Origin of the sequence: Methylobacterium sp. 37f (assembly GCF_023093475.1) — a bacterium.
In the GTDB taxonomy this organism is placed as follows: Bacteria; Pseudomonadota; Alphaproteobacteria; order Rhizobiales; family Beijerinckiaceae; genus Methylobacterium.
This window is the reverse complement of record NZ_JAGHKN010000031.1, coordinates 49,615-62,932: the sequence shown is the minus strand read 5'-3', so window position 1 is coordinate 62,932 and position 13,318 is coordinate 49,615. Positions and strand designations below refer to the sequence as shown.

Below are 13,318 nucleotides of genomic sequence, written 5' to 3'. Positions count from 1 at the left end.
CAGGGAGACACCGCCGCCACCGGGTCGAGAAGCGGTCGTCTCCGGATACCGAGCGGCCGGGCGCTGCGTGGTCCGCCGTCCGCTGGCGCCACGGACTCCCTTCGGGCGGCGGGGTGCCGGGCTTGTCGCTGCCGACGGAGCGCGGCGGCAGGGTGATGCCGTGTTCCGCCCGGCCCTACCCCACCCGCGCGGTGCGGCGCAGGCGGCGCCAGCCCAGGATCACGCCCGAGACGGCGATGCCGGCGCCGAGGCCGTTGAGGAGCCACATCACGAGGTCCCAGGCCGGGCGCGCCTGGAACAGGATCGCGAAATCGAGGCGGTGCGGCGCCTCGAACAGCCAGCGCTGGAGGCGGCCGCTGGCGTCGAGGCGGTCGAGGAGCGCGCCGGTCTCCGGGTCGAGGTGGAGCCAGGTCGCGGCGGCATCGTCGAAGCGCACCCGCAGCACCGGCAGGGGCCGGGTGTCGTGGTGGGGATACCAGTAGGCGTCGTAGGCGGTCAGCGTCTCGATCTCGGCGATGCGGGCCTCCGGCAGGACGCGGGCGGCGGCCGCCCGCAGGGCCTCCGGGCTCGGCGGCGGAACCACGCGCCGCCCACCCCGCGCGTCGGCGGCGATCAGCACGGGCCGATCGTCGACCTGGGTGAACCGGACCTCGACGGTGTGGAGTCGGGCCCTATCGTCGCGGTCAAGGTCGTCGAGAGCAAGGCCGTCGAGGGCGGCGCGGTCGACGGGATGGACAGGCCCGGCATAGGCCTCGCGCATCGGTGCCGGCGGGGAGCGGGGCGAGAACCAGTGGTTGGGGTTCATCGAGAGCCAGCCGCTCGCCACGAAGGTGAGGAGGCTCAGGCCCCCGAGGGTGCCGAGGAGGTGGTGCCAGCGCGCGAGGCCGCGATAGGGCGTCACCCCCGAGGCGTAGGGCCGGCGCAGCCGGAGGCGCCAGATCCCCAGGACGAGGCCGCTGAGCACCCCCGCGATGGCGATCCCCGACACCCACAGCACCGTGCCGCGCCACAGCTCGGCCCGGGCCCGCAGGGGCGTCGGGTAGAGCCAGTGCGGGATCGCCCCGAGCCAGTTCCACAGGCGCTCCCGGCGGGTGGTATCGAGCACGACCGCGCCGGTGCGGGCCGAGACGTAGAGCTCGGTGCCGGACGCGTCGCCCGGCGCCACCACGTGGAAGGGGCGCAGAGGGTCGTAGCGGTCCCGCACCGTCCATTGGTCGCGCCGCACCGCCCGCACGGTGGCGCCCGGCCCGAACGACGCCACGGCCGCCGCCGCGTCGATGGGGCCGAGGGTCTGCCCGGTCTCGGCCGAGACCGCGTGGCGCGCGCCGTCGCGGGTGGTGACCTGATAGACCGGCGCCCCGCCCCGCATCGACAGGCTGAGGCCGCCGGGGGGCGGGTCGAGCCCGGCCCGGGCCAGGGCCGCGTCGGGGCCGAGATGCACCCGGTCCCAGGCGATGGGCGTGAGATGGGACAGGCGCTCGGCCTCGGTGAGGGCCGGGAACGCCACGTAGAGCATCACCAGCCCCGACAGCACCCAGGCGGCGAGGAACAGCCCGGTGACGATGCCGAGCCAGCGATGGCCGAGGATCAGCCAGCGCTTGACGGGCTTCAGGAGCGCCCGCGTCGAAGGCGCCCGCATCAGAACCGCACGCTGTAGGCCACCTCGAAGGAGCGCGGGCGGCCGAGCAGCCAGTTGGTGCCGACCCCGTTCACCGCGTTGCCGCTGATCGCGTAGATCTCGTCGAAGAGGTTGTAGGCTCGCAGGGACAGCCGCGAGGACGGCGTGACCTGATGGTCGAGACCGGCATTGACCAGGGTGTAGGCCGGGCGCTGCGCCTGGTTGCCGAAGTCGCTGAAGGTCTCGCCCACGTGCTGCAGGCCGATCCGGGCCTCCCAGGCGGGGGCGAAGGCCCAATTGACCCAGAGATTGCCGACGCGCTCCGGCACGTCGATGGGCTGGCGTCCGGCATAGGAGACCACTGCGCTCCCGACCCTTTGGTTGAAGGCGTCGTACTGGGCGTGAAGCAGGGCCACGTTGGCGTCGATGCGCCAGGCCTCGAACAGGTGCAGGCTCAGGGCCGCCTCGACGCCGAGGGAGGATTGCTGCCCGACCTGGGTCGCGAGCGCCGCCTCGCCCGGCACCCGCGTGATCGGATTGTCCTTGACGATGCGGTAGCCGGCCAGGGTCCACTCGGCCCGGCCGTTCCAGGCGACGCCCTTGGCGCCGACCTCCACCTGCTCGCCGGTGGAGAGCTTCAAACCGGACAGATTCTGCGACAGCGAGATCAGGCTGCCGACCGGATCGGTGGCGGTGGCGTATTGGGCGTAGAGCGCCAGCAGGGGGGTCGGGTTGTAGACGGCGCCGAAGCGGTAGCTGAGCGCCTGGAAATCCTGCTCGAAGGCGGCGCCCGTGACGAGGTTGGTCCGGTGCAGCACCGGCGCGTCGTAGCGCATGCCGGCCAGCAGCGAGAGCTGATCGGACAGGATCAGGCGGTTCTCGGCGAAGACCGAGGCCTGGCGAGTGTTGGTGGCGTAGGCCGGAGTGGCGCGGCCATTGGCCGGGAACAGACCCGGGTCATAGGCGAAGGGATCGACGCTGGTGGTGAGGCCGCCGCCCTCGGAGCTGAAGTTGTTGGTGTGCCGGAACGCGATGGCGTTGACGTCGAACCCGGCCAGGAATTCGTTGCGGAATCCGAACACTGTGCCCCGGATCGTCGCGTCGAGGCGATTCCCGATCTGCTCCTGGCTGTGATAGATTTCGAGATAGTCCGAGCGGTCGATCCGCCCGGTGTCGCGGTTGAAGGCGTATTGCTCGACGTCCCGCCACTGGCGCCGGCTCTGGAGCCGGTAGGCGGTGTTGCGGATCGTGATGTCGGCGCTCGGCGTCCACTCCGCTCGCAGCTGCGTCCAGTTGTCGGTCCAGAGGATCTGGGCGTCGCGGACGTTGTAGTTGTTGAACCGGATGGCATCGCGGATGCGCCCGTCGATGAGCGGCGTGCCCCAGTAGCGCGTCGGCTCCTGGTAGCCGAAATCATGGCTCAGGGTGATGGCGAGGTCCGGATTCGCCTGCAGGGTCAGGGCGCCCGAGACCGCGAGATTGCGGAAGTCGCCGTCCGGCGCGATCCAGCCCGCGGCGCGGTTGCCGCTGATGTTGAGGCGGTAGGCGAGCGCCTCCCCGATGGGACCGCCGGAATCGAGGGCCAAGCGCGCCAGACCATCCGAGCCGATGGCCGCGCGCGCCACGTTGAAGGGCGTGAAGACCGGCTTCTTGGTCACCACGTTGATCACGCCGCCGATGGCGCCGTCGCCGTAGAGCACGGAGGCCGGCCCACGTAGCACCTCGATGCGCTCGACGTTCCAGGTGTCGAACGGGAAGGTGACGGTGCCCGCCCCGACGAACAGGCGGGTGCCGTCGTAGAGCTGCTGGATCGAGTTCGGGCCGGCGAAGCCCCGGGCCGTGAAGGCGCCGTTGCCGTTGCCGGGGGCCGCCACCGTGGTGATGCCGGTGGCGTTCTGGGTGACGGCCTCCGCCACCGTGTTCTGGCCGCGCAGGCGCGTGGTCTCCCCCGCGATCACGTCGACGCTGGCGGGGGTTTCCAGGGGCGTCAGGCCGAGGCGGCTGGCGCTGCGGCTCGAGCTGCGCAGGTTCAGCCCCTCGGCGGGCGGCGGGCCGCCGCGCCCGGAGCCCGCGACCTCCAGGGTCTCCAGGGTGACGGCCGAGTGGGATTCGCCGGGCGCGGCGTCGGCCGGCATCGGCAGCAGGCCGCCGAGCAGGGCCGCGAGCGGCCAGGATGTGAGGGGCCGGGATATCGGGGGGCGGGTTATCGGGGGCCAGGATATCAGGGGCAAGGATATCAGGGGCAAGACTTGGCCCTGCCGTGCGCGTCGGGCGCGTGGGGATCGGGACGGGATTTGGGCGAGGGCCATGGGACAACCGGGAAGGGGCGCGGGCATCGGCCAGGGCCGACGAGCCACCTCTGCTAAAGCGAATGTTATAATGTTACAATCGCTGAGTGGTGCCGGACGCGACGTTGTCCGCAAGCCAGCCGTCTCCGGACCGCGCGGGGCGATCGGACGAGGCGGACGGGAGCGGGACGCGCGGGCGCAGACGGGCATCGACGGGACGGCTGACGCGACGGGTCGCGCGGAGTGGCACGTCACCGCGAAGAGGTCGGTCCGTTCGCCGCATGCGAACGCCCCGACACCCACCAGGACACCCCGCCCGATGCGTTTCGCGTGTGACCACGACTGACGGCAGGTCTCCTGGCTCGCGGGTCACCGCCCTCTCATCGTCTTCCCAGAGGCTTGCAACCCCCAGTGACGTGTTGATGATGGGCTCGCCGCTTACAGTTGCGGGGGCAGCCGCGGCGTTGGGGCAGAGCCCCGCACCGCGTTCCCTTTTGATCCTCGATCCGAGGAACCGTCGCGCCGAAGCTAGGCGGTTTCCGGCGTCGGCGTCAATCGACGGGGACGATTCGCTCCCGGGAGCGTTGGCCCCGCGGCGGGGGTCGCACCTGCGATCGCCGGTCACGAAGGAGCAGAAGCACGATGTCCGAGGATGGGATCACGTTCGAACGGGTCCGCGAGCGCGCCCACGAGATCTGGGAGCGCAACCACCGTCCCGAAGGCTTCGAGGTCGAGTTCTGGCTGATGGCCGAGCGGGAACTCCGCGCCGAGCAGGCCCGCCGCAAGCCGGCCGCCGACCGGACCGCCTCGGAGACGCCGCCGGGGGCCGACACGACCACCCGGTGAAGCTGGCATGGCTCGCCTTCGGGCGAGGTCAGGCCGACGAGGCCCGCGGTGAGGCGCGTGCCGCCTGCCGGGGCGGAAAACCGTCAGGATCGGACGTCGAGCACGCCCATCATGCCGAGTTCCTCGTGCTCGAGAATGTGGCAATGGTACATGCGCGGCCCCGGCTGGTCCTGGCGCAGCAGGAGCCGGACCGTCTCGCCGGGCACGACGTTCACGGTGTCCTTCCAGGCGCGATAGCCCGGGGTTCTGACCTGTCCGTCCCTCTCGTAGGCGACGATCTGGAACTGGGTTCCGTGGACATGGAACGGGTGATCCATGTCCGACTGGTTGACGATGTCCCATTGTTCGACCTGGCCGACCTTCGAGACCTCGTCGATGCGGGTCATGTCGAAGCTCTTGTTGTTGATCAGGAACTTCATGTCGTGGCTGCCGGGCGGCTTGGCGGAGGCGGCACCGCCTTTCGCGGTTCCACCGTGATCCATGCCCGGCATGGCACCGTGATCCCTGCCCGGTATGGCACCGTGATCCATGGAGCCCATGTCCTCCGTCAGCACGAAGCGGCGGGTGACGACCGGGGCCTGGAGCGGGGCGATCGCCCGCAGCATCTTCGGCAGCGGCGGTGGCGGCGTCGCCGGTCGTCCCGCCACGTTCGCGGTCAGCAGGACCTTACCCGCCTCCTTCGGCTCCCCCGGTCCCATCCAGCCGCGCTCGTAGGCGAGCGTGGTCAGTTTGGCCGGGCCGGGCTGATCGAAGGAGACGATGAGTTCCACCCGCTCGGCCGGGGTGAGCAGCACCTCGTCGACGGCGACCGGCGCCTCGACGAGGCCGCCATCGGTGCCGATCAGGGTCATGCGGGCGCCCGCGAAGCGCAGGCGCAGGTAGCGCGCGTTGGTCGCGTTGACGAGCCGGAGGCGGCGCTTCTCGCCCGGCGCCACCGTCATCACCGGATTGCTCTGGCCGTTGACGAGCACGTGGTCGCCGACGCGACCGTTCATCAGGTCGACCATCGTGCTGGGCGGCATCGTGCCGTCCGCCGCGATCCGGAGATCGGTGAGCATCAGGACCGTGTCGCCATAGGCGGCCGGAATCGGATCGGATTTCGGCTTGACCAGGAAGAGCCCGGCGAGGCCGCGATAGACCTGTTCGGCGGTGAGGCCGTGCGGATGCGGATGAAACCAGTAGGTCGCCGCACTGCCCTCGGGCAGGTCGAAGGCGTAGCCGTGTTCGGCCCCGGACGCGACGGGGTTCATCGGGTTGCCGTCCTGGTCGGACGGCACCGGCATCCCATGCCAGTGGATCGTGGAGGGTTGCCCCGGAATGCCGTTCTGGAACGTGATCGCGACCCGGTCGCCCTCCTGCGCCTCGATCACCGGATGGCCGCCGTCATAGAGCAGCACCGGCGTGTCGAGGCCCTCCGCGTAGCGGACCACGCCGGGGCGCGCCGCGATCGTGGCCTCGAATCGACCGGGTCGGGTCGAGCGGTTGCGGAGCCGGGGCAGCTCCTTCAACGGCTGCCCCTGCGGCAGGACCGGCGCGGTGCCGGCCATCGGTGCCAACGGGCCGCCCGGCCCGGCCCCGGCACCCATGGGTCCCATGTCCCCCATGGCTCCCATGTCGTGCTTCATCTGAGCCGATGCGGGCCCGGTTCCGAGGACCCCTGCAAGACCTGCCAGGAATGTGCGCCGCTGCATGTCGGTGGTCTTTCGATAAAGCGGTCGCCCATGACGGCTGGAATTCAATCCAGCGGCCGTTCGTTGCGCGAACGAACCGGGCTTCGATCGCGGACGTAGCGGACCGATCGGCGCTGCCCTGGTAACGGGGCCGTCGTTTCGACGGCGATGCCTTCAGATGGGCCTCTGACCGAATCTTTTAGCCTCATCCTCCCGGCTATTGATAGAGCAGAGCCCATGACATTCGCGGCGTGATGAGATCTTTAAGGATAAAAATCGTCTGCCGATCCGTCATACTGAATTCCACCTATTTCTCGGTGTCAGGAAATGGTGTAACCAGCCCCTATGAGATTCGAGCAGCAATTCGTGCGCCTGATGGCGGCGGTGATCGTGATGATCATCGCCTACGTCGCGCCGTCCGCTGCTCGGGCTCACGAGGGCCATCACCCTGCGGATACGGCCGCCCTGACGACGGCGGAGGCGCCCAGCGCGCCGGCGGGCGCGTCCGCAACGCCCGACATCGCCACGGCGGTGACCGTCGGTTCGGGAATGCCCGCCGTGCTCGGCGACCAAGCCTTTCTCAGCAAACAAGCCCTGCTTGGTGAGAAAGCCCTCCTCAGTGAAGAGGTCTTGCTCGGCGCTGCGGCCGTGGTCCGTGTGGCGGTGCTGATCTCCGACGACACGGGGCGGGGCTGCTGCTCCGGTCCGTGCACGGGCACCCGCTGCGGAACCCCGATCTGCTGCGCGTCGGGCATCCTGTCGGCCACGGCCACCTTGCCGACGCTCGCCTACGGACGGGTGGTCCGCGTCTCCCGGCAGGTCGATCGCCGCCGCGGTCTCGGACCCGAGACGCTCTCCAGGCCCCCCAGACTCCGCGCGTAACGAACGGCGCCCCCGAGGCGCTCGACGGTCGGATCGTGCCCGCCAAAGGCGGGGGCACGCCCGGGATTTGAACGCGAGGAAGCTTCTCCCATGGTTTTTCGAATTGCCGCCGCCCTGGGCGCGGTGTGGCTGCTGGTCGGTACGCTGGCTGGTCCCGCGCAGGCTCATGAGGGGCACGACGACGGGGCCACGCCCGCGCTGGTGCTGACGTCCGTCGCCCCGCGCGGCGAGGCCGTCTCGGATGCCTTCGAGTTGACCGCCATCCTGCGGGATGCCTCGGTGACGTTCTACCTCGACCACTTCCGGACGAACCAGCCCGTCCGGGACGCCGTCCTGACGGCGGAGACGCCGGACGGCCAGCAGACGGCCGAGAAGACGGCGGACGGGGCCTACGCTCTGCCCGTGCCGTGGCTCGCCAAGTCGGGCCTGCACGACTTGCTGGTGACCGTCAGCGCGGGGGACGTGGTCGACATCCTCACCGTGCCGCTGTCCATGCCGAAGGCGGGGGCGTCTTCGGCGACCGCGGCGGCCACCGGCGGGCCGATGTCCGAGGGGATGGCCTCTCCGGTCGCCGAACTGAAGGCGCGCCTCGGCGCACAGAACCCGATGCTGATCGCAGCGGGCGCCTTCCTCCTCGGGGTGCTGGTCACCGGACTGACGCGGGCGCGGCGCAGCCTGAGGCTGGGGGCCGTGCTGGCCGCGGCCCTGGCCGTCATCCTGGCCCTGGGCACGCTCGCCTTCGCCCACGGCGACGAGGATCACGGCGCGCCGGTGACGGGGGCCGCCCTGCCGGGTCCCGGAAAAGCCGCGACGGACCTCGCCCAGCGCCTGCCCGACGGCTCCGTGTTCGTACCCAAGCCGACCCAGCGCCTCCTCGACCTGCGCACCACTCTGACGAAGCAGGGCACCTTCCACCGCACCGTCGAATTGCCGGCCCGCGTCATTCCGGACCCGAACGCCAGCGGCGTCGTGCAATCCTCGGTGGGCGGCCGCCTGTCGCCGCCGCCCTCCGGGCTCTTCCCGCGGCTCGGCACGATCGTGAAGAAGGGGGACGTGCTCGCCTACGTGACGCCCCCGGTCCAGGCCATCGACGTCTCGGACATGCGCCAGCGCCAGGGCGAGCTCGACCAGCAGATCGACGTCCTCGCGCGGCGGGTGGATCGCTATCGTAAGCTCGCAACCACCGGGGCCGTCGCCCAGACCCAGCTCGACGACGCCCTCTCCGAACTGCAGGGAGCGCGGGACCGCCGCTCGGCCCTCGACAAGGTGCGGCTGCAGCCGGAGGCCCTGGTCGCACCCGTCGACGGGGTGATCGCGCAGGCCTCCGCGGTGGCGGGCCAGATGGCGGCGGCCGGCGCCATGGTGTTCCAGATCGTGGACCCCGACCGCCTGTGGGTCGAGGCGCTCAGCTTCGACGCCCTGACCACGGCCCAGAACGCCACGGCCCGCTTCGCCGACGGGCGCACCCTGTCCCTGGTCTACAAGGGCGCGGGCCTCGCCGACCGAAACCAGGCCCTTCCGGTCCAGTTCGCCGTGCAGGGCAGCACCAGCGGGCTGCGGGTCGGGCAGTTCCTCACCGTGCTGGCGGGCACCGATACCGAACAGTCCGGCCTCGCCCTTCCGCGCGCCGCCGTCATCCGCTCCGGGAACGGGCAGGCGATCGTCTACGAGCACGTCGCCGCCGAGCGTTTCGAGGCCCGTCCGGTCCGGGTCGAGCCCCTCGACGGGACCAACGTGCTCGTCGCCGAAGGGGTCGGCGCGGGCAGGCGCATCGTCACCGAAGGTGCCGAACTCCTCGATCAGGTCCGCTGAGCAAGTCCGCTGAGGAGGCAAGGCCATGTTCAACTTTCTCGTCACGCAGTCCCTGCGCAATCGCCTCCTCGTCCTCGCGGTCGCCGCCGTCCTGATCCTGTACGGGGCCTTCACGGCGACGCGGCTGCCGGTGGACGTGTTTCCCGACCTGAACAAACCGACGGTCACGATCATGACCGAGGCTGAGGGGTTCGCCCCGCCGGAGGTCGAGCAGCTCGTCACCTATCCGATCGAGACCCGGATGAACGGCCTGCCCGGCGTCAGCCGGGTGCGCTCGGTTTCCGGCGTCGGTCTCTCGATCGTCTACGTCGAATTCGACTGGGGCACCGACATCTACCGCAACCGGCAGCAGCTCGCCGAACGCCTCACCCTGGTGCGTGATCAGCTGCCGCCGAACGTGACCCCGCAGATGGGGCCGATCTCCTCCATCATGGGGCAGATCCTGCTGGTGGGCGTCACCAGCGAGACGGCCACCCCCATGGAGATGCGCGAAGTCGCCGACTTCATCCTGCGTCCCCGGCTCCTCACCATCCCGGGCGTGGCCCAGGTCATTCCCATCGGCGGAGAGGTGCGCCAGTTCCGGGTCAGTCCGAACGTGGCGGTGATGCGGGCACTCGGCGTGACCAATGCCCAGCTCGAATCGTCCCTGGCGCAGTTCGGCACCAATGCGGGCGGCGGCTTCACCGATCAGTACGCCCGCGAATTCCTGATCCGGAACATCGGCCGGACCATGAGCCTCGACGACCTGCGCAGCGTCGTGGTCGCCAATGTCGGCGATGCCCCGGTCTACCTGCGCCAGGTGGCCGACGTCTCCTTCGCGGCGAAGGTGAAGCGCGGCGATGCCGGCTACATGGGCAAGCCCGGCGTCATCGTCTCCGTCGAGAAGCAGCCCGACGTCGACACGGTCAAGCTGACGCGCGAGATCGAGTCCGCCCTGAAGGAGATCACCGCAACCCTGCCGAACGGCATCAAGGCCGACCAGATCCTGTTCCGTCAGGCGAACTTCATCGAGGCCTCGATCGCCAATGTCGAGCGCGTGCTCGTCGAGGCCATCGTGGTGGTGGCCATCGTGCTGTTCGCGTTCCTGCTCAACGTGCGCACCACGGCCATCTCGCTCACCGCCATCCCGGTCTCGATCCTGGCGACCGCGGTGGCCTTCCACCTCGCCGGCCTGTCGATCAACACGATGACCCTCGGCGGGCTCGCCATCGCCATCGGCGAACTCGTCGACGACGCGGTGGTCGACGTCGAGAACATCTTCCGCAGGCTCGGCGAGAACCGGGCGGCCGGCTCGCCGCGCTCGACCTTCGACGTGGTGGTGGCGGCGTCCTCGGAGGTGCGCTCCGGCATCGTCTACGCGACGATGATCATCGTGCTCGTGTTCGTGCCGCTGTTCGCCCTGTCGGGCATCGAGGGCCGGCTGTTCGCGCCCCTGGGCCAGGCCTACATCATCTCGATCCTGGCGAGCCTCGTGGTGTCGCTGACCCTGACGCCGGTGCTGGCCTATTACCTGCTGCCGGGCCTCAAGAGCCTGACGGAGCACGACAGCGCCCTGCTGCGGTGGCTCAAGCGCGGCAATGCCCGCCTGCTCGACGTCGCCTTCCGGCACCAGGGCGTGCTGGTCGCCACGGTGGCGGTCTCCGTCACGGTGGCCGGCATCGTCGCCTGGAACCTGCCGCGCGCCTTCCTGCCGCCCTTCAACGAGGGCTCGTTCACCGTCAACACGACGTTCAACCCGGGGATCTCGCTGTCCGAGAGCAACCGCGTCGGCCTGATCGCCGAACGCCTGCTCCTGGATATCCCCGAGGTCCGCGCGGTCGGCCGCCGCACCGGCCGGGCCGAACTCGACGAGCATGCCGAGGGCGTCCATTCCTCCGAGATCGAGGTGGAGCTGAAGGGGGGCGGTCGCTCCAAGGATGCGGTGATCGCCGACATCCGCCAGCGCCTGGCCCAGCTTCCCGTGTCGATCAATGTCGGGCAGCCGATCTCGCACCGCCTCGACCACATGCTCTCCGGCGTGCGGGCCGAGCTAGCCCTGAAGATCTTCGGCGAGGATCTCGATGCCCTGCGCAGCGTGGCCAACGATCTGCGCGAACGCATGGCCAGGATTCCCGGGCTCGTCGACCTTCAGGTGGAGAAGCAGGTTCGCATTCCGCAGCTGGAGATCCGGGTCGACTACACCCGGGCCGCCCTCTACGGGGTCCAGCCCTCGGCCGTGGTGGACCAGCTCAGCCGCCTCTCCAACGGGCGCGTCGTCTCGACCGTGGCCGACGGCTACAAGCGCTTCGACGTGCTCCTGCGTCTGCCCGAAGGGCAGCGCACGACGCAAGGGCTCAAAGACCTCCTGATCGAGACGCCGTCCGGCTGGGTGCCGGCGCGCCAGATCGCCGACATCCGGGAGACGGACGGCCCCAACCAGATCCTGCGGGAGAACAGCCGGCGCCGTGTCGTGGTGCAGGCCAACACCAACGGGGACAGCGACATGGGCACCATCGTGGCGGCCATTCGCGAGCAGGTGGCCGAGGCCAAGCTTCCCCCGGGGTTCTTCGCCAAGCTCGAGGGAACCTTCCAGGCGCAGGAGGAGGCGAGCCGCACCATCGCGGCCCTGTCCACCCTGTCCCTCGCCCTGGTCTTCGCCATCCTCTACAGCCGCTACCGCTCGGCCGTGCTGGCGCTGATCATCATGGGCAACGTGCCGCTCGCCCTCATCGGCAGCGTGCTCGCGCTGTGGCTGGTGGGGCAGCCGCTCTCCGTGGCGTCGATGATCGGGTTCATCACCCTGACGGGCATCAGCGCCCGCAACGGCATCCTGAAGATCAGCCACTACCTGAACCTGTCGCTGCACGAGGGCATGCCGTTCGGGCGCGACCTCGTGGTGCGGGGCAGCCTGGAGCGCCTGACGCCGGTGCTGATGACCGCCCTGTCGGCCGGCGTGGCCCTGGTGCCGCTGCTCTACGACGCCGCGACCCCGGGCAAGGAGATCCTGCACCCGGTCGCGGTGACCATCTTCGGCGGCCTGATCAGCGCGACCCTCCTCGACACGGTGCTGACGCCGGTCCTGTTCCTGCGCTTCGGGCGGGCGCCGTTGGAGCGCCTGCGGGCGGCCCAGGCCGAAGCCGCCGAGGCCCCTCTTCCGGAGGGCGCCAAGCCCCGACAGGTCGAGGCGTTCTGATCCAGCCACCCGACCAAGCCGCCCGACCAAGCCACCCCCCCCGACCAAGCTACCCGAGACGGCCATCTGACACGGCCACCCGACGAGGAAAGAACCGATGATGCGATGGACGATGACCCTGCTCGCCGGCCTGCTGACGGCCGTGGCGGCCGACGCGCACGAGGCGGCCGGCCAGCATGGCGGCCGGACGACGGATGTCGGCGCGTATCACGTCGAACTGGTCGCCAAGGGCGAGACCGTCGACCTCTTCGTCACGAACGCCAAGCAGGAACCGGTGCCGGCGGGCGGCTTCAAGGGCGCGGCGATCCTCGTCCTCGGCGGCAAGGCCACCCGCATCCCCCTCGCGCCGGCCGAGGGCAATCGTCTCTCCGGCACGGCGCCGATGGCGCTCGGGGAGCGTCCGAAGGGCGCGGTCCAGCTCACCGGACCCGACGGCGCGACCGCCAACGGCAAATTGCATTGAGGCCTCGCGCATCCGCCGCACGCGCGGTCGGACGGCGCCGGACGATCCCGCACAGGGATGCAGAGGGACACGCGCGCAGGCGCGTCTCCCGTTTGCGAACCACCGGTCAGGCGGCCGAGACGGCTCTGATCACGCCAACGCGAACAACCAAGGCAGTCACCTCATGACGTTCACCACCGTGCTCCCCCTGCTGGTCGCTCTCGCCGCCGCCTCCCCGGCTCTGGCCGACGACCAGGGCAACGCGAATGCCGAGCAGCAGACCCAGCCGACGCCCAACCGCGGCGGCACCGCGGGCGGACCGGGGCATAGCCCCACCGCCCCGGACGCCATGAAGAAGCCGGCCGAGGCGCCCGCGGCCAACGAGGGGCATCACCACCAGCCCAAGGACACCGCGCCGGCGAGCAAGCACAGCCACTGAAACCAGCCCCCGCCCTGCCCGCAGAACCGGGCCTAGGGATTCAGGTCGGATCTGGCAGGCAAAAGCCTTCGCCGGCGCGGTCATCCGCGCCGACCACCCGCCCTCGCGAGGACGCGCCTGAATATTGGGAAGATGGACCGGCGATACGC

9 protein-coding genes and 1 riboswitch are annotated in these 13,318 nt (G+C 70.3%); of the genes, 6 read left to right on the top strand and 3 right to left on the bottom strand.

The window, feature by feature from the left end; all coding sequences use genetic code 11:
* Window positions 1-175: 175 nt before the first annotated feature.
* Window positions 176-1,639: a PepSY domain-containing protein gene (locus tag J7U37_RS18630; protein WP_247636645.1), complete on the bottom strand. Its 1,464-nt coding sequence runs from the start codon at window positions 1,637-1,639 to the stop codon at window positions 176-178.
* Complete coding sequence (locus J7U37_RS18625) at window positions 1,639-3,753, bottom strand: TonB-dependent siderophore receptor (RefSeq protein WP_247636644.1); 2,115 nt, start codon at window positions 3,751-3,753, stop codon at window positions 1,639-1,641. The genes J7U37_RS18630 and J7U37_RS18625 overlap by 1 nt, the downstream gene beginning before the upstream one ends.
* A 482-nt stretch (window positions 3,754-4,235) precedes the next feature.
* Window positions 4,236-4,440, bottom strand: a riboswitch (cobalamin riboswitch).
* 108 nt (window positions 4,441-4,548) lie between these two features.
* Between J7U37_RS18625 and J7U37_RS18620 the strand changes: the two genes are divergently transcribed.
* Window positions 4,549-4,752: a DUF2934 domain-containing protein gene (locus J7U37_RS18620; RefSeq protein WP_056183064.1), complete on the top strand. Its 204-nt coding sequence runs from the start codon at window positions 4,549-4,551 to the stop codon at window positions 4,750-4,752.
* An 83-nt stretch (window positions 4,753-4,835) separates the two neighbouring features.
* Here J7U37_RS18620 and J7U37_RS18615 read toward each other — a convergent pair whose 3' ends face one another.
* On the bottom strand, window positions 4,836-6,443 hold the full coding sequence (locus J7U37_RS18615; protein ID WP_247636643.1) for a multicopper oxidase family protein: 1,608 nt from the start codon (window positions 6,441-6,443) through the stop codon (window positions 4,836-4,838).
* 345 nt (window positions 6,444-6,788) lie between these two features.
* Here J7U37_RS18615 and J7U37_RS18610 point away from each other — a divergent pair, with 345 nt between their 5' ends.
* From J7U37_RS18610 to J7U37_RS18590, 5 genes are all read left to right on the top strand, one after another.
* Window positions 6,789-7,304 carry a hypothetical protein gene (locus tag J7U37_RS18610; protein ID WP_156633937.1) on the top strand — a complete coding sequence of 172 codons (516 nt, stop codon included), beginning with the start codon at window positions 6,789-6,791 and terminating at the stop codon, window positions 7,302-7,304.
* Between the two features lie 90 nt (window positions 7,305-7,394).
* Window positions 7,395-9,116 (top strand): efflux RND transporter periplasmic adaptor subunit, encoded by a 1,722-nt coding sequence (locus J7U37_RS18605; protein ID WP_247636642.1) that lies wholly within the window; start codon window positions 7,395-7,397, stop codon window positions 9,114-9,116.
* A 25-nt stretch (window positions 9,117-9,141) separates the two neighbouring features.
* Window positions 9,142-12,288, top strand: a complete 3,147-nt coding sequence (locus J7U37_RS18600; RefSeq protein ID WP_056486789.1) for an efflux RND transporter permease subunit — start codon at window positions 9,142-9,144, stop codon at window positions 12,286-12,288.
* Window positions 12,289-12,385: 97 nt separating this feature from the next.
* Window positions 12,386-12,751, top strand: a complete 366-nt coding sequence (locus J7U37_RS18595; protein WP_247636641.1) for a hypothetical protein — start codon at window positions 12,386-12,388, stop codon at window positions 12,749-12,751.
* 163 nt (window positions 12,752-12,914) lie between these two features.
* A complete protein-coding gene (locus J7U37_RS18590; protein ID WP_247636640.1) occupies window positions 12,915-13,169 on the top strand; it encodes a hypothetical protein in 255 nt (84 codons plus the stop codon).
* The last annotated feature ends 149 nt before the right edge of the window (window positions 13,170-13,318 follow it).